Here is an 18,624-nt window from a genome sequence, read left to right on the forward strand (position 1 = left end):
GTGATTATGTGAGCCCAGGAAGCCAAAGAACAATCTGTGGGAAGAAATAAATGAGCGCCATCAATAATAGATAAAGTCCGTAGAAGGGCATGGTTCCCTTGATAACACTGCTGAGTGATTCACCCGAAATATTCTTTATCACAAATAGATTCATGCCCATTGGAGGTGTGACCTGACCTAGTTCAACTAAAAGAACAATTAAGATACCAAACCATATAGGATCAATGTTGTAGACATGTAGTGAGGGCAAAAGAATGGGCACGGTAATAACCATCATGCCCATGCTATCTACAAAACAGCCAAGAATCGTCAACGCTAGAATGACAAAAAGCAGAAACATTTCTTTTGAAATGCCTGCTTGTGTGACTCCCTCTGATATCTCCTTTGCAATTCCAGCCATGCCAATTGCATAGGAAAACAAAAAAGCCGCATATACGACAAACAGGATAGATCCTGTTGCAATGACTGACTTCCGCATGGCACGGCGAAGCGTCGAAAACGACATATCGCCCCAGATCTTGGAGACTAACCAAGCGATACAGCATCCAAGTGCGGCGGCTTCTGTTGGAGTCACGATCCCGCTGTATAGACTTCCCATCAATAAGATGATCATCACGCCAAATGGCATGACATCATTCACTACGGCAAGCCATGCCGTGGTTGATCCGGAGTTGTCCTTGGGCGCTAGGGTGGGATTAAGGACAGCGCGTATGCCAATGTAGAGCATAAAGAGTCCGGTCAGGATTAAGCCCGGGACAATGCCTGCCAAAAACAACTTGGCAATCGATGTTTCGGCGAACGTGCCGTAAACGATCATCGCGATTGATGGTGGAATCAGAATTCCCAGAGTGCCGCCCGCCGCCAAGGTCCCAGCGGCGAGAGACATGTCGTAGCCTCGCTGCCGAAGCTGAGGGACGGACACTGTTCCGATAGAGGCTGCGCAAGCTACGCTTGAGCCACTCACTGCCGCAAAGACTGCACAACCAGCGATATTCGTTTGTAGAAGTCCGCCAGGTAAAAAGCGTACGACTTGAGAGAGACCCCGGAAAATTCTCTGGCTTAAGCCGCTTTCAAGAAGAATCTCTGCCATGAGTATGAATAAGGGGATTGCCGTCAAGGTGAAACTGTTCATGCTTCCCCAGCTCACCAAGCCTAGGGAGGTGAGGCTTGGCACGCCACCGGCATGTATGAGGTAGGCGAGAGCCGCAATTCCGACAGCAAATGGGATCCACATCCCTGAAACAAGAAGTCCAAGAAAAAGAAGTAAGAGGGGGATCGTTGCGCTATCCATTTAAGACCTCTTTTCTGTCGGTCTTAAACAGCAACTTGTAGTCGTTGATAATGTGCACCACAAGAACAAGAGTGGTGGAGAGTGCTCCGACAACCATTAGGAGTTGAGGTATCCAAAGTGGTGTCCGCAGTATTGTCAGGGCAGAGATCTCTTTTGCATGGGATCGCGTGACGAGACCCCAAAAGTGCCAGAGCAGCAAAAGCATGAATGCGAGTGTGAGTATATCGAAGACCAATTGATATCTTGCCCGATTGATGGGTGATAACCAATCGTAGAAAGCGTCTACACGAAAAAGAGCTTTTTCGTGTAGCGCTATCGAGAAGCCAAAAAAAGCAAGGCAAACTAAGGCATAGCCGCCAAGCTCGTCTACAACCAGGATTGACCAATTGACCGACCAGCGCAAAAGCGCGTCTACCGAAATACAGACTGCTAGCGTACCGAGTACAAGCTCACAAATAATGAGCTGCAGGTTCGTTAGCTTTCTCACTAGACTTGCAAATCGGCTCTCGTCGATGCTGGCATTCACAGGCATTCCTTTCGGACTGGGTTATTTGTTTAGCGCTGCGCGAACTTTCTTCAATGCTTCGATCGCTTCAGGACCGCGCTGTTTTGCCCAATCCTCCCAGTAAGGTGCCATTTTCTTTGTGGCAGCAGCAATTTGCTCGGGCGTCGCTTCGTTAATGACCATCCCTTTGGCTTTTAATGTTTGTGTCACCTCGGCTTCTTCCTTGCCCAGTTGATCCGTTGTGGAAGGAGCTAAACGTTGCACTGCATCTCGGATTTTTTGTTGATTTGTGGCTGACAGCTTATCAAAAGCCTTTTTGTTTACGATATAGACACCGTCGAAGTAGTTGACTCCTAAGCGGTAGTTGTATTTAAGCAAGTCACCCCAAATTTTTCCGCCACCCGCACTAGCGGTGAACACACCATCGATCGTGCCGCGCTGAAGTGAAGGGGGTACCTCAGGAGCGCCTAAAGTGATAGGGACGCCACCAAAACGCTTAACGAATTCAGCTTGTTCGGGTGAAGTGACTCTAAATTTCTGTCCAGAAAACTCTTCGAGATTCCCCAGTTTCTTTGTCGTGAAGGCCACTTGAAACGGAAATACAAAGCGCCCCAACACGACAACATCTTGCTTTGCAAACGCTCTGTCGATATAGGGCCGCATGATCTTTTCGGCCTTATCGAACTCTTCCCTGCTGCTGATCAACATTGGGAGTCTTAGAACGCCTGCTATTGGCACTGCGCCCAGGAAAAATCCGTCATCACCAAATTGAACGGTTCCTTCACCAGTTGCCTGAGTAATATCAGAGGACTGAATTGGAAGTGATCCAGCCAAGTTCAGCTTTATTTTTACTTCGCCATTCGTGTCTTTTTCGATGGCGGTGATGATGCGTTTCAACCCCTGAACGTTTGCGAGAGCTTCAGAAGGTCCAAACGTGTATGCATTCCACGAGGTGGCTTGTGCGTGACTGCTAGAGTTGGCGGCCAAGCTAATCGTCAAGGCCATAAACATAGTACTGAGTTTCGTTTTCATTTCATGTCGTCCTTAGAGGTGTAGTTGTTTTCTAGTTCAATGAAAGCAGGATATTCAAAAAGATTCCATAACCCACGGTGGTCAAGCATTTGATTCGACATGGATTTTGTGGATCCTGTCTTTAGTAACTCCGTATATAAGGTATTTCCAATTGATGCAAAAACACGAGTGATTGAATTTGGATAGATCGCCAATCCATACCCCAGTACTTCGAGCTCTTTGGCGGGAAGCATCGGTGTTCTGCCGCCTTCCACTTGATTGGCAAGAGTGGGTGTTTGAATCGCCTGATTGAGTAGACGCATTTCGTCCACGCTTTCTGGTGATTCGACGAACGCGACGTCCGCTCCGGCCTCTGCATAGAGGTTGGCGCGTTCGATTGCAGCTTGAATGCCCTCGCTTGAGCGCGCGTCAGTGCGCGCGACAATGACCGTTTGTTCGTCTTGACGCGTATCAACTGCGGCACGAATGCGACCGACCATTTCCTTTATAGAAACGATTCGTCGACCTGGTTCATGTCCGCAACGCTTTGGCCAATCCTGGTCTTCAATCTGAATCCCACTCACGCCAGCGCGCTCCATCTCTCTGACGGTGCGCATAATGTTTAATGGACCGCCATAGCCAGTATCTGCATCGGCAATTAGAGGTAATTTAGTCACATCACAGATGCGTTTTGCTTGGTCAAGAATCTCAGCAAAGGAGAGCAGTGCAATGTCTGGGGCTCCGAGGCGTGTGATGGAGACTCCTGAGCCCGTCATGTACAAGGCTTTTGCCCCTGCTTGTTCAGCAAGTCTTGCTGTGAGGCAGTCGAAAACGCCTGGAGCGATCAATAGTTTCTTTGATGCCAACATGGCGCGAAGCGTTGCATTTTTTCCGCTGTGAATGCCCAGCGATAGTGGCATCTCTTTCATGTTTTACCTTTTTGCTTTGCTAAAGTGATTGCGGCAAGAACTTCTTCACAGGTGTGAGTCGGATATCTTGCTTTGAAAAAATTTATAGAGCCTTCATGGAGCTTTGCGTTGGGTGTTGCAACGGCATCCTCTAGCACCACAACGTAATAGTCGTGATAAGAGGCGGACCGAACTGTCGATTCCACACATCCTTCGGTAGTCGTGCCTAGAAGAATGACGCTCTGGATACCTTGCGTGCGTAGAATGTGATCTAAGTTTGTGCCAACAAAGCCATCCGGTCTAAACTTTTCGACGACCCAATCTTCTGCGCGAACGTCAAGTCCATCAACAAATTCCCACCCCCATGTTCCTGGTTTCGTGTAGTCGGGGGCTTTACCGTCTCTCGTTTTAAATCTAAGCCAAGCGGGCGAGTCCATGCGTCCATCAGGCAGGGAGGCCTGCCGCAAAAATATTGTTCTCATTCCGAGGTTCTGAGCCGCCTTGACGAATGAAACCATTTTTTTGACGGCTGGCTCCATGCGTGCGACGTCTTTACCGTACTTTGCAAAATGCCCTTTTGTGCTGCAAAAGTCATTCTGAATATCGATCACAACGACAGCTGTCCATCGAGGATCAACGAGCTCATCTAATGTGTCGAGCACTTCACGATCTAGAATTTTTTTCATGGCTTTCTGATGTCTAAACTAAAGCGTTTCGATAGTGACTGGGAACAGGTCGCGATGATCTGCAGCGGGCATCACGTGATATGCGGAAAATCGATATGCTTTCCCCGCCGCAAGTTCTGGTGGAGTGAAGGGAAATGCAAGATTGCCACCTGTGCACTGGCGGCCATTAAAGCCCTGGTGTAGTAAGAACTGCTTGAAGGTCTTGGCGGCCGCAAGTGCCAGGTCTGGAGTTTGCGCAATGACCTCTATGAGAATAAATGATTCGCGTACGGGCGTTGATACATTCCTATTCTGCTGCGGATATACACCGTCTATGCCATACAGCCTTGGGTAGATTTGGTATTCGCCAGGGACGAGTGCACGAGTGGTTGATTCGACCGTGGCAATTAACTCAGGAAGCCGTTGAATCACCTTAGGATCTGCCGTGCCAGCCAGTAAGACAGCTCGATGGCCAACAAGCATGCTTGCCTCGACTTTGATGGTCGTATGGGTTGCGTCTTGCCAGGTCGCGCCCGATACGTAAGTCCGTCGATCATCTAGCGCCCGGTACGTCGCTGTATCCACCTTGAGTGTGCCGTCTGGCTCTGTGAAGCTTACGGGATCAGCTTGTTCATACAAGCTGTGTGCCGCCACAGATAGAGGTGTTGCACGACGTTCCGGGTTCATGCTTTCTAGCTCAAAGCCCTTGGCATCAAGGGTCGCGAGCATCGCATCGCGACCACCTGGCTCACAGCAAATTGAGGTGCACTCAATAATCTTCGCCATGTGCATGACGTTTGCCATGTTGAAGCCCAACATTTTAGGTATCGAGGCAAAAACGGCTGTGTCACAGGCTCGCCCCGCAATAATGACGTCCGGCTCAAGGGCGAGTGCCTGCTCAAACGGAGCGCAGCCCATTTGCCCGACAATATGGGTGCTTGCTCTCAAGTCCTGTGCCGAGACGGAAAGATCTCCTCCGAGTGGGACCAGTGTGTTTGCCTCTAAGGCTTGAATGACCCGATCTGCTTTGAGGTCCGCCCGAATGGAGGCGAGACGAAAATGTAGGTTATGTTCCGCTGCGATTGAGCGAATCATGTCGAGTGTGGCATCAAGGTGTGGTCCGGCACCTGAGGTACCTGCAGTCCCTATGATGAGAGGGATATTGAGGCGTCGTGCTGCAGTCAGGACAGCAGCGAGATCGCCTCTCGTTACGGCCGGGCTTGTGGCCATTTCGCCAGACCCAAGATAGGCGGGGCCCGGATCTACGGATCCCATGTCACAGCCGATGAAATCGGGATTTCGAGCGAGACCCGCGGCAAGTGCTTTATGCGGTATGCCGTAGCCCAGCTGACCCGATGCAGACAACACGCGTAACGTGCTGGGGCGACGTTTTAGAAGTGCCTGAACTGCGCTCATAGCTCTAATCCAAGAAGAGGGACGTGTTGTTGGGCTCCGTATACATCCCGGTCGCCTGGCGAACCTGATACGATTTTGCGAGGCATGGCGATTTTGATTGCTCGCGCAGCATCATAAGAAGTCACTGAGATTTTTTCGGGGGCTGTGTCGTACAGGCGTCCAATCGCTTCGGGTGTGAGTGAGCTCGAGCGTAGGGCGATTCGATAGCTCTCCTCACTCGGGAACATTAAATCAAGTGACAGGGTGAGCGGGCCGGCATTTTTACTGCGGATGACAGTGGCGAGGTCCTGAAGTTGAGTCATTTTTATTCATCTAATAAAGTGTTCGTTGCTCGGTTTTTCTTCTGGCGGTAGATTTCATTAATCTCTGGGGTAGTGTTATCTTGTTATAACAAGCTGTCAAGTAAAAGCGAGGTTTGTCAACGGGGCTAGTAATCTCAGTGGGGTCGTTGTATTGTTTGGATCAGATTCAAACACTTCAAGGAAACCTTTATGATTCGCTCTGTTCGCCACTTTGCAAAAGTAGCCAAACTCTCCGTATTGACGGGTCTTGTCGCAGGACTCTCGCTTGTTGGTTCTTCAGCAGTTGCCCAAGCTGACTATCCAAACAAGCCCATCCGGCTGATCGTAGGTTTCGCTCCCGGCGGAGGCTCTGACTTGATCGCGCGTCTCGTGGCCGTGAAGTTGGCCCCCGTGCTTGGGCAGCCGGTTATCGTAGAGAACAAGCCTGGTGCTGGCAGTAACTTGGGCGCTGAAATTGCACTCAAATCCCCACCAGATGGATACACGCTGTTCTTGTCGGCAGCGAGCTACACCGTGAACCCCAGTTTTTATAAGCTGCCTTTTGACTCTGGCACTGATATGACGCCAATCGCGCTGCTTGCACGCGGTCCGTTCATCATCACGACCAACAAAGACTTTCCGGTAAAAACGTTGAAGGAGTTGGTGGAGCTCGCTAAGGCCAGCCCAGGTAAATACAGCTATGCTACTTCTGGCACTGGAAGCATCACCCAGTTAGCGACTGAGTACTTCAATGAGATTGCTGGGATCAAACTTTTGCATGTTCCCTACAAAGGTACATCACCTGCTTTGACTGACACGGTTGCTGGTCACACGAACATCGTGTTTGGAACGGTCGCTTCGACTCTGCCTTTGGTCAAGTCAAATCAGCTGAAAGCGCTTGCGGTGACGACTCCGGCGCGTCTTGCTGCCTTACCTGATGTTCCCACGGTGAAGGAAGCGGGTTACCCTCAGTACGAAGTGACCAATTGGCACGGCATTATTGCTCCGAAAGGAGTACCTGTTGCGATCCAGCAGAAACTGAACAAGGCCATCAACCAAGTCTTACAAGACAAAGAAATGGAAAAAACCTTGACCAGTGACGGCTTGACTGCAGCTGCGTTGACGCCTGAGGAGTTCGGCGCCTTGCTCAAGAGCGAAATCGCTCGTTGGGGTGCAGTGGCCAAGAGCCGCGGTCTTTCGATTAAGTGAGGTGAATTAACCGCCCAGGTTTCGTCATCATGCTGTTTTTTGTAGAGGTAGCATGATGACGATTTCCAGACCTCCGTCGCTTGAGACGTGAGCCGAGAGGAAGCCTTGGTACAAGTCGATAATGCTCTTGCACAGGTCTAGATCTTCTCCAGGGCATTGCAAGTTAGAGTGATGTAAGCGCAATGAGACGGCAACCAAGGTTCGCTCGCAATGGAGAGTGACTTCGTCGTTCTCTTGAATGCTCTCAAGCGCGGCATGAATCAGTATGTTCAACACTTGCTGTAGCTGCTTTTCGTTAGCCCGCACTATCGATGTACCACAACGTTTCATCGCAACTTGCGCTCCGCGCGCATTGAATTGCGGATAGAAAGCCGATAGCGTACCTGCGAGTAGCTCTGGAAAATCAACGTTGTCGATGTGTTGTGAGGGCAATTCTTTATCGTCTTGCGCGATCCTTTTTAGATCAGCGCTGAGCTGCTCTAATTGGGACAGGTCAGAATAAATACTGTCTTGTAGTCCCTGCCTAGCTGATTCGCTCTCTGAATCGTTCTTGATGGCAAGCCGATCAATATTGGCGCGAAGATTGGCTGTCTTGCGTTCGAGTTCCCTTGCAGAATAGCTCGTCAATTGCCGTTTTACGTTAACAGCCGTCGCTTGCTCGGAGCGGTCGTCTTGCATTGTACGTAGGGCTGTGATGGGCGTTCTGCTCAGGTGATTGATCGAGACAGCGAGAATTGCGATTAAACCTAACGTAACTGCGACGCCTAATCTAATAGCTTTTTGGTTGTCCTGCTCGAAGACCCAATCCAACGAGAGCGAATCGTGTACTTGAAGTTGCACGATTAGGCCGAGCATCCCCACAAGAGTGAGGCAAGCTAGGACTGTGACAAGCAAGATTTTTTGATTGACTGGGATTTTCAAAATGCGACGATACCGCAGGGTTGCTCTGTCCAAGAGAATGTAGCGTCCACATCACCTTCCGTCAACCGAAACGTACAGTACAAAAAATGTCTCTGCATCTCTCGCGTCCCGACCTTAGACACTTTTGGTGGTCACTACCGCGGTACGTAGGACGCATTTCTTCCGTGTTGTCGGGCGGACAGAGGAGGTAACCTGCGGTAAGCTAAGCATGTATTTGACCGGTCGATCTGGTCCATCCCCTTTGTGAAGCAACGTATCTATGTCGACTACCCAGAGAGGTGCAGCCGGATTGGCTGCTCTTGAAGTACGTTTAAAAGAAGATTTGGCTTGGCTTGAGTTGCCAGCTAAACGCTGGGTGGTTGAGCGCTCACAGGACGGACAGCCTTTGCTCGAGGTTGCCATCATTGGCGGTGGTATGGCTGGCATGGCTTCTGCGGCAGCCTTGCGGATGGTTGGTGTGCAGGCGGTTATCTTTGATCGGTCGCCTGCGGGCTCTGAAGGACCTTGGGTAACGACTGCCCGTATGGAAACTCTGCGTTCTCCGAAGCAACTCACAGGCCCTGCGCTCGGATTGCCAGCCTTAACGTTTCGCGCTTGGTTCGAGGCCCAGTTTGGCCGCGAGCAATGGGATGCGCTAGACAAAATCCCACGCACGCAATGGATGGACTACTTACGTTGGTATCGTCGCGTGATGTCACTTGATATTCGCAACGAGCACGACGTCATCCGCGTCTCGCCACGCAGCGATCAGTGCGTTGAGCTAGAGATCAATACGCCTGAGGGACGGCACATTGTATGCGCGCGCAGGTTAGTCATGGCTACAGGCAGAGATGGTCTTGGTGGTGCTTATGTTCCTGACATCGCAAAGACCTTACCCCGTCAGTTCTGGGCACATTCATCTGATGCCATGGACTACGCGAGCTTGCAAGGCAAGCGTGTCGCGGTTGTTGGGGCAGGCGCTTCTGCGATGGATAGCGCGGCAACTGCGCTCGAGGCCGGTGCGCTGAGTGTGGATATGCTGGTGCGTCGTGACGATTTGCCGCGTGTTAATAAGGGTAAAGGCGCAGGCAACGCCGGTATGGTGCATGGCTTTATGAGTCTTCCTGAAAAATGGAAATGGCGTATTCGGCATTACCTCGGTACCCAGCAAGTGCCTCCACCACGCGGCAGCACGCAGCGCGTTTCAAAGTTTCAGAACGCGCGCTTTAACCTTGGCTGTGCGTTGGAGCGCTTTGAGGTCTCCGACAAAGACTTTGTTGTGCACACGACGAAAGGCACCTTTGCGCTGGACTTCGTGATTTTTTCGACGGGCTTCATGATTGACTGGTGGAAGCGCCCCGAGTACGCCGCCATCGCACCGAACGTTTTGTCGTGGGGCGAGCGCTTAAGCACACCATCCGAGCCAGGAGGTCAGGAAATGATCGATTCACCTGATCTGGGACCTGCGTTCGAGTTCAAAGAGAAAAATCCGGGACAGTGCCCGGGTTTGGAGCGGATTCATTGCTTTTGTTACCCCGCAGCACTGACGCATGGGACCGTATCCGGAGATATTCCCGCTATTAGCGATGGCGCTAAACGGCTTGCTCAGGGTATTGCAGCACACTTCTATCGCGAAGATATTGACGAACACTATGCTCGCATGCAACGCTATGACGAGCCTGAATTACTTGGTGATGAATGGACACCAGCAGTACCAAAGAAAAATTAACTCAAGGAATAACTATGGTTGATGCAAAACAAACGGACACAGTCGATCGCTTGGTCGGCCTGACCACTGCAGATCAGACGTATCAGGTGCGTCATCAGCGAGATAAGGTCGTTGCGGCGACGCAGGGCAGCGAGAATGGTCTGTTTGATCCGACTCTAGATGGCTTGACTGTCACTGAGCGACTTTATGTGGCACTCTTTGCCTGTGTGCTGACGCCCGCGCCAGAACTGACTAAAGAATATGCCGAGCGACTCATTCGTTTAGGTGCGGATACTGAAATTATTGATTTTGTGTCTGCTGGCGCGTTAGAGAATATTCAAAGCCCCAGACTGCACACGATCCTTAAATTTACGCACACCTTAATCACTGATCCAGTGAAGGCAGACCGCCAAGCATTATTGGCATTGCCTCAGGCGGGTCTGTCGACTCCCGAGGTGGTGACCCTCGCGCAACTCATTGCTTTTGTGTCTTATCAAGTGCGATTGGTTGCTGGACTGATGGCGATGAAGGCCCTGGAGAAATCAGCATGAGCGCACCCATCGATATAAAAGGCTTCACGAATGACACGCTGGGCTGGAAGGCCTGGCTTGATGTGGTCTCGCTGGATACGGCAACACCTGAGCAGATGGCTGTACTTGAAGAGAGTCACCCCAAAGCGAAGGTGTCAGACTACTACCTGTTTTTAGTACATCAGCCAGAGATTCTGAAACAGCGGTCTGTTGCGTTCAACGCGATTATGTATGCTCCAGGCGGGATGCCCCGTGCCGAGCGTGAGTTGGGTGCGACGGTTGTTTCGCGTATCAACGGTTGCGTATATTGTGCGTCTGTCCACGCGCAACGCTTCGAACAGTTGGCTAAGACGCAGGAAGCCATTATTGAAGTCTTCAACGAGCCGCAAGGTGCGGGCACAACGCCGCGTGAACGCGCCATCGTTGATTTTTCAATCGAGTTGACAGCGAATCCTGGCGAAGTAAATGCGCAAAGCATTCAAAAGCTCAAGGACGCTGGATTAACTGACCCCGAGATTCTGGATCTCATTCACTCTGTTGCAATTTTTGCTTGGGCGAATCGCTTGATGTTGAATCTGGGTGAGCCAGTATTTCCCTCCAAAGAATCTTCCTAATTAGAGAGTTGGCCATGTTAAAAATTCTACGTGTTATTACATCGCTTGCAACAGTATTCTGTGCCGCGTCAGCATTTGCGCAAACGAGCGATTGGCCCGCTGCGGGCAAGCCCATTCAGTTGACTGTTCCTTCCCCTGGGGGCGGTGGAACGGGTGACACGATTGCTCGTATGTTGGCCGAGCAGCTGGCGATTAATCTAAAAACCAATATCGTGATTGATAACCGTCCGGGTGCAAACGGTAATATTGGTGCGGCAGCCGCAGCTAAATTCGCTCCAGACGGCTATCGATTTTTGTTTTCTTGGGCAGGTACCTTGGCCGTCAATGCCAACTTATATGCAAAGATTGCGTACGATCCACAGAATGATTTTGATCCGATTGCGTTGATCTGTGATGTGCCAAACATTCTTGTGCTGAATACGACATTGCCTCCCAAAGGGGTCAAAGAGTTTATCGCTTATGCGGAAGCGAATCCGGGAAAACTGAACTTTGGTTCGACTGGAATCGGTAGTTCCATGCACTTGGCGGGTGAACTGTTTATGCGTGAGACAGGGACAAAGATGGTGCATGTTCCTTACAATGCGCCGGGAACAGCCACCACCAACCTCATTGCCAATGAGATTCAACTTATGTTCCAGCTGATTCCCGGTATTGCGGGCCAGGTTAAAGCGGGTAAGGTTAGTGCGCTTGCGGTGATGTCTCCAACGCGTTCGCCTGCTTTGCCTGATGTGCCGACGACAGCAGAGCTAGGCTACCCCAAGCTGATGTCGTCGACTTGGTTTGCTCTGTTAGCGCCACGTGGCACATCGCCAGAGATCATTGCGCGGATGAACACCGAAGTTAATAAAATCTTGAAAGACCCCGCATTCCAGAAAAAGCTAGCTGATATTGGTGCGACGCCACTTGGTGGGACGCCGAAGGACTTGTCATCCCATCTCGCCTCAGAGCTTGATAAGTGGGCGATAGTGATTAAAGCGGCCGGAATTAAGCCACAATAAAGATCCACTTTAATAAAAATATAAAAGGAGACAACGCATCATGACGGACGCAGCCGCAAGTGCATCACGCTACGACGTAATCGTAATTGGCGCTGGCTTTGCTGGAATGTATGCCTTGCACCGCTTACGCCAATTGGGTTTGCGTGTTCGCGTGCTTGAGGCTGGCGACGGTGTTGGGGGGACTTGGTATTGGAATCGATATCCGGGCGCCCGCTGCGATGTCGAAAGTCTTGAGTATTCCTACTCTTTTTCTGAAGATCTTCAGCAACAGTGGGAGTGGCCAGAGCGCTACGCAACCCAACCTGAAATTCTAAAGTACGCCAATCATGTTGCAGATCGTTTTGATTTGCGGCGTGATATTCAATTCAATACGCGAGTTATATCTGCAGTATTTTTTCGCGCCTCAAATACCTGGAAAGTAACAACGAATAAGAATGAGGTGCTTGAGGCTCAGTTTTGTATTATGGCTTCTGGAAATCTCTCGCTACCTAGAGTGCCTGATTTCAAAGGCTTGGATTCCTTCAAAGGCAAGTGGTATCACACCGGTCAATGGCCGCACGAAAAAGTTAACTTCACTGGTAAGCGCGTGGGGATTATTGGCACGGGTGCCTCTGGCATTCAGTCGATACCGATCATTGCCAAAGAAGCGAAACATCTTCACGTATTTCAGCGCTCTGCAAACTATTCCGTTCCAGCAATCAATCGTGTGTTGACTCCTGCGGAAGTAAAAGCACATAAAGAAAAGTACTCCGCATGGCGTAAAGAAGCCTTGAAGACTCCGTTCGGTATTGCCGGATTTCCTCCGCCCACGAAGCTGGCGCTTGAGGATACGCCTGAGGCGCGACTCGCGAGCTTTGAAAAGAAGTGGGGTACAGGTGGAAACATCAGCTTCTTGTATGCCTATAAGGATTTGCTGACGAGCAAAGAAGCTAACGAAACAGTCTGCGAGTTTGTGCGCGACAAGATCCGTACGATTGTGAAGGATCCTGCGGTGGCTGCTGATTTGATCCCGAATGACCACTATATCGGCACGAAGCGCCTGCCGCTTGATACCGATTATTACGAGACTTTCAACCGCGAGAACGTGACGCTGGTCAATATAAAAAAGAATCCAATTGTTCAGATTACTCCCAACGGCATACAGACAGCCGAGCAAGAGTATGCGTTCCATGCGATTGTCTTTGCGACCGGCTTCGACGCCATGACGGGCGCACTGCTAGACATCGACATTCGGGTGGATGGCGAAGCGGATTTGCGCAGCAAGTGGGTAGATGGGCCTAAAACATATCTAGGCATCATGACCGCCGGCTTCCCAAATATGATGATCATTACGGGGCCGGGCAGTCCATCGGTCAAGACCAACATGATTGCGGCGATTGAGCAGCACGTCGACTGGATTACTGATCTACTGAAACATGTGAAGAGCCAAGGCTTGAGTCGTATTGAGGCAGATCGCGACGCCGAGGAGAAATGGGTGCAACATGTCAACGAGGTCGGTGATTCCACCCTGTATCCATTAGCAAACTCTTGGTACGTGGGGGCAAACATCCCTGGCAAGCCCCGTGTGTTTATGCCCTACGTAGCTGGGCTCGATAAGTATCGCGTCATCTGCGATCAGATCGCGGCAGAAGGTTATCGCGGACTTCAGTTCGAGCGTTAGCCCTCAGTGCTTCAGTCTGCAGACGGCGCCGATTAAGTTCGGCCCGTTCGTAACACTAGAAGAACGCCACTGGCAATAATCACAGACATCCCTAAGAATGTGAGGGAGTCTGGTGAGTGACCAAAAAATATGATGCCCATTACGCTTGCGAACAGGATCTGGACATAAGAAAAGGGTGCCAAGGTCGCTGCCGTTGCGCGCTGAAAGGCGTTGGTTAAAAACAGGTGCCCGATAATCACTAGTATCGCTTGAACAACTAAAAGAATCGCGGTGCTCCAGTTTATGGGCTCCCAGAAAACGGGCAGCCAAAGTCCCAGCGCTAGCGAGGCAATCGTACAAGTCAAAAAGTTGCTCGCGACCGACGAGTCTGTGGCCACGACCTTTCGCGTGAGCATTTGATACACAGAAACAAAAAATGCACTAGCAAGTGCCAAGAGAATGGCGGGCGTAAATATTGCGCTTGTGGGACGCGCAACGAGCGCGACGCCAATCAGGCCAAGTACAACAGATAACCACTGCCATCTGTTTGTCTTTTCTTTCAAGAAGTAGTGAGAAAGAACCACAACCATGATCGGTGAGAGGAACAGCACGGCTGTGGCCTCGCCAATCGGAACATACTTTAACGAACTCAAAAACAGAATGGTTGAAATCAGGGCGCTTAAACCTCTGAGGAGTTGCAACTTGGGCTGTTTTGTTTGGATAAGTTTTCTGCCGTATCTAGGACCATACGCCACAACAAAAATAACACTCTGAAGCGCGTAGCGACTCCATACAATTAGCAAAGCAGAATGAAACGTTGTGAGATATTTGCCAATCCCGTCTTGTAAGGAGAAGAGGAATACCGCTGCGACTGTTAGAAGAATTGCTTGGCGTGTAGTGTGCATCAATCTTGCCACGCTGCACGATGCCGTCCTAGAGCGCCTGACCCAGGTGACCAAGCCATTTCAACGCCAGTCACCGTGACTGGCCATTTCAGTCGTTTGGCGGAACCCCATTGCGTGATCTCAAGCGTATCTGACCAATCTGCAGGCTCTATAGGGTTGAGGACAGGTCGTTCGATCAGTTTGGCGTCAAGCGTTTGCATCAGCAAAGCACCTGTGCGCGCGAGTGAGCCCTTCACGATGCTTCCCTTGCCGGTTTCGACGCGGATTGTTAGCGCGCGCAGGATGGCGGTCGCGAGCAAATAGCCTGTTCCATGGTCGAGTGCTTGCACCGGCAACGGGAATGGCCTGTCTGAGCCTGATAGGCGTTGCCCCGCCTCGGCGATACCCATGCTCATTTGCACAAGGCTGTCGAACCCTCTACGGTGCTTCCAAGGACCAGTAAAGCCATAGGCGTCGAGGGAAACATCAATCAAGCCAGGCCGGATGTTCTGTCGTTGCTCAGCGTCGACGCCGAGCGCACTGAGGGCATCGCTGCGGTACCCGTGCACAAAGACATCAGCTTCGCTTAATAGTGTCTTCCAGTGCTCAAGATCTTTCGCTTCTCGCAAATCCAGGCGGGTGCAGCGTTTACCAAGACTCATCTCTGGTTCGCCAGAAGGTTCATCCCACCAGGGAGGGTCGATGCGCAAGACAGTAGCGCCGAGTCCGGCCAAGAGGCGGGTTGCGGCTGGGCCTGCCAATACACGCGTCATATCCAGCACTTTTATACCTGTCAGGGGTCGCGCACTCGAGGGCGCCCAAGGCGAGGGAGCCGCTGTCGATCCGGAGCGCCAGTGCAAAAGGGGTTCGGCCAACACCGCGCGCCCTTGTGGGTGGTGTTGCCAGTCTTGCCAGGAGCGCATTTCTGCTGCGCATGCACCGTTGGCGACCATCGTAGTCTCAAGCTCGGTTGAATTCCAACTGGAAACTGCCGCAGCAACAGCCTTGGGGTCTTGTGGAGTGCCAAGGACCCGCAGCGCTGCATCGCGATGGTGTGGTGCGTTCGTATGCAAACGGATCCATCCATCCCGGGTGCGGTAGTCAGCAGGGCCCAAGGCTGGCTCGGGTGGAATTTTCCAACCCAGCGGGGATATTGTCTTATTGAACCAAAGTGACGCAAGTCGACGATCAATAGCCACATCCAGGCTTTGTGTGAGCTCTGCAAGTGCCAAGCCAGTCGCCCCCATTGAGGCTGCTGCAAGTTCCGTCACGGCGAAGTAGGAGGGCAGACTCCCGTGTCCTGCAAAAGAAAGTCGGTCTGTCGCGGAGGCATTGCCATGCACCGATCCCCAGATTTCCTTAAGTAAATTCACTGCGGTATTGGTCGGGGCGGAGGGGGCAACCATAGTTGTGGACATTGCGCGGGGCAAATATTAAAAAAGTGTCGTATAAAGAAAAGAATGTACGCCAATACTGGCCCATATCAAAATAAAAATAACATTAACCGAGACAACGTAGCGAGCTTCTGTATGGCCAATTCATCGAACGCAGCACCAACTCCCCTGACCGTGACCGGATTAAAAACGCCTAACACAGTTGCGCATGCGGTGATCCGCGCGCTCAAGCGTCACGGCGTCACCTGTACGTTTGGTCAGAGTTTGCCAACAATGATTCAGTTGTCAGCAGAGCATGGTGGCATCAAGCAGATTGCGTACCGCACAGAAAATGCGGGTGGCTATATGGCCGATGCCTACGCCAGAGTGTCTGGCAAGCCCGGTGTCGTGACTGCACAGAACGGCCCCGCGGCAGCCTTGTTGGTGGCGCCGCTGGGTGAAGCCCTGAAGGCATCGATACCTGTGATTGCTCTCGTGCAGGACGTGAGCCGTCTACATCACGACAAAAACGCTTTTCAGGATCTTGATCATATCGGCATGTTTAGTCCGGTCGCCAAGTGGGTGCGGCGTGTCGGCGATGCAAGTCGTGTAGATGATTATGTTGATCAGGCTTTCGCGATGGCCTGTTCGGGGCGACCTGGACCTGTTGTCTTGTTATTGCCCTCTGATTTGCTCTTGGAGCCCGCCGTGGAGACAGGGCGCCGCGCCAGTCTTGGACATTTTCCGCTAGATCCTGTTGTAGCCTCTCCGGAGTCGGTGCTGCGTGCTGCAGACTTGTTATCCAAGGCCAAACGTCCGCTTGTGATTGCGGGGGGAGGCGTGCACTTATCTCATGCTCATCTGGCACTCACTCGGTTAATGGACGAAGCGCATTTGCCAGTGGCAACGACGGTGATGGGCAAGGGTGGTGTCGATGAGCAGCATCCGTTAGCGGTTGGGGTCGTGGGCTATTTCATGGGTCCAAATGGCGCCACACGCTATCAGCGTGATTTGGTTGCTCAAGCTGATGTCGTTCTGCTTGTCGGCAATCGTACCAATCAAAACGGCACGGACTCCTGGCAGCTCTATCCTAAAGATGCGACCTTCATCCATTTGGATATTGATGGAACAGAGGTGGGTCGAAACTATGAGGCGCTGCGACTGGTGGGGGATGCGCGCTTGACGCTTAACGCCTTGGCGGATGCGTTAGTGCAGTGCGATCTTAAGCCACGTGCAGCCGCGCGCGCTGCGGTCGTGGGCAGTATTGCGAAAGCCAAAGAAAACTACCTAAAAGAGTCCGAGCCAGTGCGGGTGTCTGCGCAGTCGCCTATTCGACCTGAGCGTGTGATGCATGAATTGCAGAAGCGTTTAACCGCGCAGTCGATCGTAGTCGCGGATGCTAGTTATTCCTCGATCTGGATCGCGAATTGTTTGACCTCGTTGGCAAGCGGCATGCGCTTCATTACGCCTCGTGGGCTAGCTGGTCTTGGCTGGGGCTTTCCGATGGCGTTGGGCGCCAAAGTTGCCCGACCTGACTCCGAGGTGTTTTGTTTGGTTGGAGACGGTGGTTTTGGCCATGTCTGGTCTGAGTTAGAGACGGCCCGCAGAATGGGTATCAAGGTAACTCTCCTGTTGCTGAACAACGGTATTCTGGGTTATCAAAAGCACGCTGAAAATGTAAAGTTCGGTGAACACACCTCAGCCGTAGATTTTTATCCGGTTGATCATGCTGCGATTGCGCGAAGCTGTGGTTGTCTGGGCGTGCGGGTAAGTGATCCCGCGCAGCTCGCGCAGGCACTTGAGGATGCCACCAAGAGTGAACTCACGACGCTCATCGAGATCATGACGGATGAAAATGCATTCCCTCCGATTACGTTTTACACGGCCAACGTCAAATGACACAGCGAATAGCGTTAGTAACGGGTGCGGCAAAGGGGATTGGCTTGGCAACAAGTCAAAAGTTGATTGCAGCAGGATGTAAGGTCGTGATGGTGGATCGTCTGCCGCTTGATCTAGGCAAACTCGGGATTTCTTCAGCGAACGCCTTAGCGTTTTCGGGTGATGTCAGTGACACTGCGTTTTTGTCGCGACTGAAAGAGCAGATTGAGGCGCGCTTGGGCACGGTATCGATCTTGGTCAATAACGCAGGTATCTCACCCAAGCGGTCTGATGGTCGATCGAGCGGTATTCTCGAAGTGACGCTCGACGAGTGGTCAAAAGTGCTGTTGATCAATCTCACAACGGTGATGCAACTTTCTCAGCTTTTTTTACCTGGGATGCAAGCACAAAAGTTTGGTCGTATTGTTAGCCTGTCTTCACTTGCCGGACGGTCAAAGTCTATCGTTGCCGGGCCCAGCTATATGGCTTCCAAGGCCGGCGTGCTGGGTTTGATGCGTGCTATTGCCTCGGAAATGGGTCCTCATGGCATCACCGCAAATTGTGTAGCGCCTGGACGTATCTTGACGGATATGGCTATGCAGGCGGGCGAAGAAGTTAATCGACGCTATGCCGAGCAGATCCCCGTCAGACGCCTAGGCACTGCAGAGGAAGTCGCTGACGCCATCACATTTTTATGTGCGGAATCCAGTGGATTCATTAATGGCGCGACGATTGATATCAATGGCGGTTTCTTTATGTCCTAGCGTGAGCGATTTTTGTAGTGTGTAAGGTTTAAATTTTTTATCCTAATAAA

At 51.5% G+C, this 18,624-nt stretch carries 18 protein-coding genes; 8 read left to right on the top strand and 10 right to left on the bottom strand.

Annotated features, from left to right (window positions below):
* Positions 1-4: 4 nt before the first annotated feature.
* The 7 genes from KZZ10_RS14635 to KZZ10_RS14665 are packed head-to-tail and all read right to left on the bottom strand — an operon-like array spanning position 5 to position 6,098.
* Positions 5-1,291, bottom strand: coding sequence for a TRAP transporter large permease (locus KZZ10_RS14635; protein ID WP_259662282.1), 1,287 nt, complete (start codon positions 1,289-1,291; stop codon positions 5-7).
* Complete coding sequence (locus KZZ10_RS14640) at positions 1,284-1,817, bottom strand: TRAP transporter small permease (protein WP_259662283.1); 534 nt, start codon at positions 1,815-1,817, stop codon at positions 1,284-1,286. Before KZZ10_RS14640 ends, KZZ10_RS14635 begins: the two co-directional genes overlap by 8 nt.
* A 21-nt stretch (positions 1,818-1,838) precedes the next feature.
* Positions 1,839-2,828, bottom strand: a complete 990-nt coding sequence (gene dctP / locus KZZ10_RS14645; RefSeq protein WP_259662284.1) for a TRAP transporter substrate-binding protein DctP — start codon at positions 2,826-2,828, stop codon at positions 1,839-1,841.
* A complete protein-coding gene (locus KZZ10_RS14650) occupies positions 2,825-3,736 on the bottom strand; it encodes an isocitrate lyase/PEP mutase family protein (RefSeq protein WP_259662285.1) in 912 nt (303 codons plus the stop codon). Before KZZ10_RS14650 ends, dctP begins: the two co-directional genes overlap by 4 nt.
* A complete protein-coding gene (locus KZZ10_RS14655) occupies positions 3,733-4,401 on the bottom strand; it encodes a cysteine hydrolase family protein (RefSeq protein WP_259662286.1) in 669 nt (222 codons plus the stop codon). The genes KZZ10_RS14650 and KZZ10_RS14655 overlap by 4 nt, the downstream gene beginning before the upstream one ends.
* Positions 4,402-4,419: 18 nt before the next feature.
* Entirely contained in the window at positions 4,420-5,796 is a 1,377-nt protein-coding gene (locus KZZ10_RS14660) for an acyclic terpene utilization AtuA family protein (RefSeq protein WP_259662287.1), read from the bottom strand.
* Positions 5,793-6,098 carry a DUF4387 domain-containing protein gene (locus KZZ10_RS14665; protein WP_259662288.1) on the bottom strand — a complete coding sequence of 102 codons (306 nt, stop codon included), beginning with the start codon at positions 6,096-6,098 and terminating at the stop codon, positions 5,793-5,795. The genes KZZ10_RS14660 and KZZ10_RS14665 overlap by 4 nt, the downstream gene beginning before the upstream one ends.
* 189 nt (positions 6,099-6,287) lie before the next feature.
* Here KZZ10_RS14665 and KZZ10_RS14670 point away from each other — a divergent pair, with 189 nt between their 5' ends.
* Complete coding sequence (locus tag KZZ10_RS14670) at positions 6,288-7,286, top strand: tripartite tricarboxylate transporter substrate binding protein (protein ID WP_259662289.1); 999 nt, start codon at positions 6,288-6,290, stop codon at positions 7,284-7,286.
* 27 nt (positions 7,287-7,313) lie between these two features.
* On the opposite strand, the gene KZZ10_RS14675 is transcribed toward KZZ10_RS14670, so the two are convergent.
* A complete protein-coding gene (locus KZZ10_RS14675; protein ID WP_259662290.1) occupies positions 7,314-8,207 on the bottom strand; it encodes a sensor histidine kinase in 894 nt (297 codons plus the stop codon).
* A gap of 259 nt (positions 8,208-8,466) precedes the next feature.
* Here KZZ10_RS14675 and KZZ10_RS14680 point away from each other — a divergent pair, with 259 nt between their 5' ends.
* The 5 genes from KZZ10_RS14680 to KZZ10_RS14700 are packed head-to-tail and all read left to right on the top strand — an operon-like array spanning position 8,467 to position 13,696.
* Positions 8,467-9,915 (top strand): NAD(P)-binding domain-containing protein, encoded by a 1,449-nt coding sequence (locus KZZ10_RS14680; protein WP_259662291.1) that lies wholly within the window; start codon positions 8,467-8,469, stop codon positions 9,913-9,915.
* A 14-nt stretch (positions 9,916-9,929) separates the two neighbouring features.
* Complete coding sequence (locus KZZ10_RS14685) at positions 9,930-10,445, top strand: CMD domain-containing protein (protein WP_259662292.1); 516 nt, start codon at positions 9,930-9,932, stop codon at positions 10,443-10,445.
* Positions 10,442-11,038 carry a peroxidase-related enzyme gene (locus tag KZZ10_RS14690; protein WP_259662293.1) on the top strand — a complete coding sequence of 199 codons (597 nt, stop codon included), beginning with the start codon at positions 10,442-10,444 and terminating at the stop codon, positions 11,036-11,038. Before KZZ10_RS14685 ends, KZZ10_RS14690 begins: the two co-directional genes overlap by 4 nt.
* Positions 11,039-11,052: 14 nt before the next feature.
* Positions 11,053-12,036 carry a Bug family tripartite tricarboxylate transporter substrate binding protein gene (locus KZZ10_RS14695; protein ID WP_259662294.1) on the top strand — a complete coding sequence of 328 codons (984 nt, stop codon included), beginning with the start codon at positions 11,053-11,055 and terminating at the stop codon, positions 12,034-12,036.
* A gap of 40 nt (positions 12,037-12,076) precedes the next feature.
* Complete coding sequence (locus tag KZZ10_RS14700) at positions 12,077-13,696, top strand: flavin-containing monooxygenase (RefSeq protein ID WP_259662295.1); 1,620 nt, start codon at positions 12,077-12,079, stop codon at positions 13,694-13,696.
* Positions 13,697-13,728: 32 nt separating this feature from the next.
* Here the strand turns inward: KZZ10_RS14700 and KZZ10_RS14705 are convergent, their stop codons facing one another.
* Both KZZ10_RS14705 and KZZ10_RS14710 read right to left on the bottom strand, forming a co-directional pair.
* Positions 13,729-14,580 (bottom strand): DMT family transporter, encoded by an 852-nt coding sequence (locus tag KZZ10_RS14705; protein ID WP_259662296.1) that lies wholly within the window; start codon positions 14,578-14,580, stop codon positions 13,729-13,731.
* Positions 14,580-15,977 carry a CoA transferase gene (locus KZZ10_RS14710; RefSeq protein ID WP_259662297.1) on the bottom strand — a complete coding sequence of 466 codons (1,398 nt, stop codon included), beginning with the start codon at positions 15,975-15,977 and terminating at the stop codon, positions 14,580-14,582. Before KZZ10_RS14710 ends, KZZ10_RS14705 begins: the two co-directional genes overlap by 1 nt.
* A 111-nt stretch (positions 15,978-16,088) precedes the next feature.
* Between KZZ10_RS14710 and KZZ10_RS14715 the strand changes: the two genes are divergently transcribed.
* A complete protein-coding gene (locus KZZ10_RS14715) occupies positions 16,089-17,831 on the top strand; it encodes an acetolactate synthase catalytic subunit (protein WP_259662298.1) in 1,743 nt (580 codons plus the stop codon).
* The gene (locus tag KZZ10_RS14720) at positions 17,828-18,574 is read left to right on the top strand and encodes a 3-oxoacyl-ACP reductase (RefSeq protein WP_259662299.1); all 747 of its coding nucleotides are present in this window, start codon (positions 17,828-17,830) and stop codon (positions 18,572-18,574) included. The genes KZZ10_RS14715 and KZZ10_RS14720 overlap by 4 nt, the downstream gene beginning before the upstream one ends.
* Positions 18,575-18,624 lie beyond the last annotated feature (50 nt).

Origin of the sequence: Zwartia hollandica (genome assembly GCF_019923725.1) — a bacterium.
Classification (GTDB): domain Bacteria; phylum Pseudomonadota; class Gammaproteobacteria; order Burkholderiales; family Burkholderiaceae_B; genus Zwartia; species Zwartia hollandica.

What these genes read in the sequence shown, in the direction of transcription:
- dctP (WP_259662284.1), bottom strand. Translation starts at nt 2,828, where the DNA reads ATGAAAACGAAACTCAGTACTATGTTTATGGCCTTGACGATTAGCTTG.
- KZZ10_RS14680 (WP_259662291.1), top strand. Translation starts at nt 8,467, where the DNA reads ATGTCGACTACCCAGAGAGGTGCAGCCGGATTGGCTGCTCTTGAAGTA.
- KZZ10_RS14715 (WP_259662298.1), top strand. Translation starts at nt 16,089, where the DNA reads ATGGCCAATTCATCGAACGCAGCACCAACTCCCCTGACCGTGACCGGA.
- KZZ10_RS14720 (WP_259662299.1), top strand. Translation starts at nt 17,828, where the DNA reads ATGACACAGCGAATAGCGTTAGTAACGGGTGCGGCAAAGGGGATTGGC.
- KZZ10_RS14700 (WP_259662295.1), top strand. Translation starts at nt 12,077, where the DNA reads ATGACGGACGCAGCCGCAAGTGCATCACGCTACGACGTAATCGTAATT.
- KZZ10_RS14685 (WP_259662292.1), top strand. Translation starts at nt 9,930, where the DNA reads ATGGTTGATGCAAAACAAACGGACACAGTCGATCGCTTGGTCGGCCTG.
- KZZ10_RS14705 (WP_259662296.1), bottom strand. Translation starts at nt 14,580, where the DNA reads ATGCACACTACACGCCAAGCAATTCTTCTAACAGTCGCAGCGGTATTC.
- KZZ10_RS14655 (WP_259662286.1), bottom strand. Translation starts at nt 4,401, where the DNA reads ATGAAAAAAATTCTAGATCGTGAAGTGCTCGACACATTAGATGAGCTC.
- KZZ10_RS14660 (WP_259662287.1), bottom strand. Translation starts at nt 5,796, where the DNA reads ATGAGCGCAGTTCAGGCACTTCTAAAACGTCGCCCCAGCACGTTACGC.
- KZZ10_RS14670 (WP_259662289.1), top strand. Translation starts at nt 6,288, where the DNA reads ATGATTCGCTCTGTTCGCCACTTTGCAAAAGTAGCCAAACTCTCCGTA.
- KZZ10_RS14665 (WP_259662288.1), bottom strand. Translation starts at nt 6,098, where the DNA reads ATGACTCAACTTCAGGACCTCGCCACTGTCATCCGCAGTAAAAATGCC.
- KZZ10_RS14710 (WP_259662297.1), bottom strand. Translation starts at nt 15,977, where the DNA reads ATGTCCACAACTATGGTTGCCCCCTCCGCCCCGACCAATACCGCAGTG.
- KZZ10_RS14650 (WP_259662285.1), bottom strand. Translation starts at nt 3,736, where the DNA reads ATGAAAGAGATGCCACTATCGCTGGGCATTCACAGCGGAAAAAATGCA.
- KZZ10_RS14635 (WP_259662282.1), bottom strand. Translation starts at nt 1,291, where the DNA reads ATGGATAGCGCAACGATCCCCCTCTTACTTCTTTTTCTTGGACTTCTT.
- KZZ10_RS14690 (WP_259662293.1), top strand. Translation starts at nt 10,442, where the DNA reads ATGAGCGCACCCATCGATATAAAAGGCTTCACGAATGACACGCTGGGC.
- KZZ10_RS14695 (WP_259662294.1), top strand. Translation starts at nt 11,053, where the DNA reads ATGTTAAAAATTCTACGTGTTATTACATCGCTTGCAACAGTATTCTGT.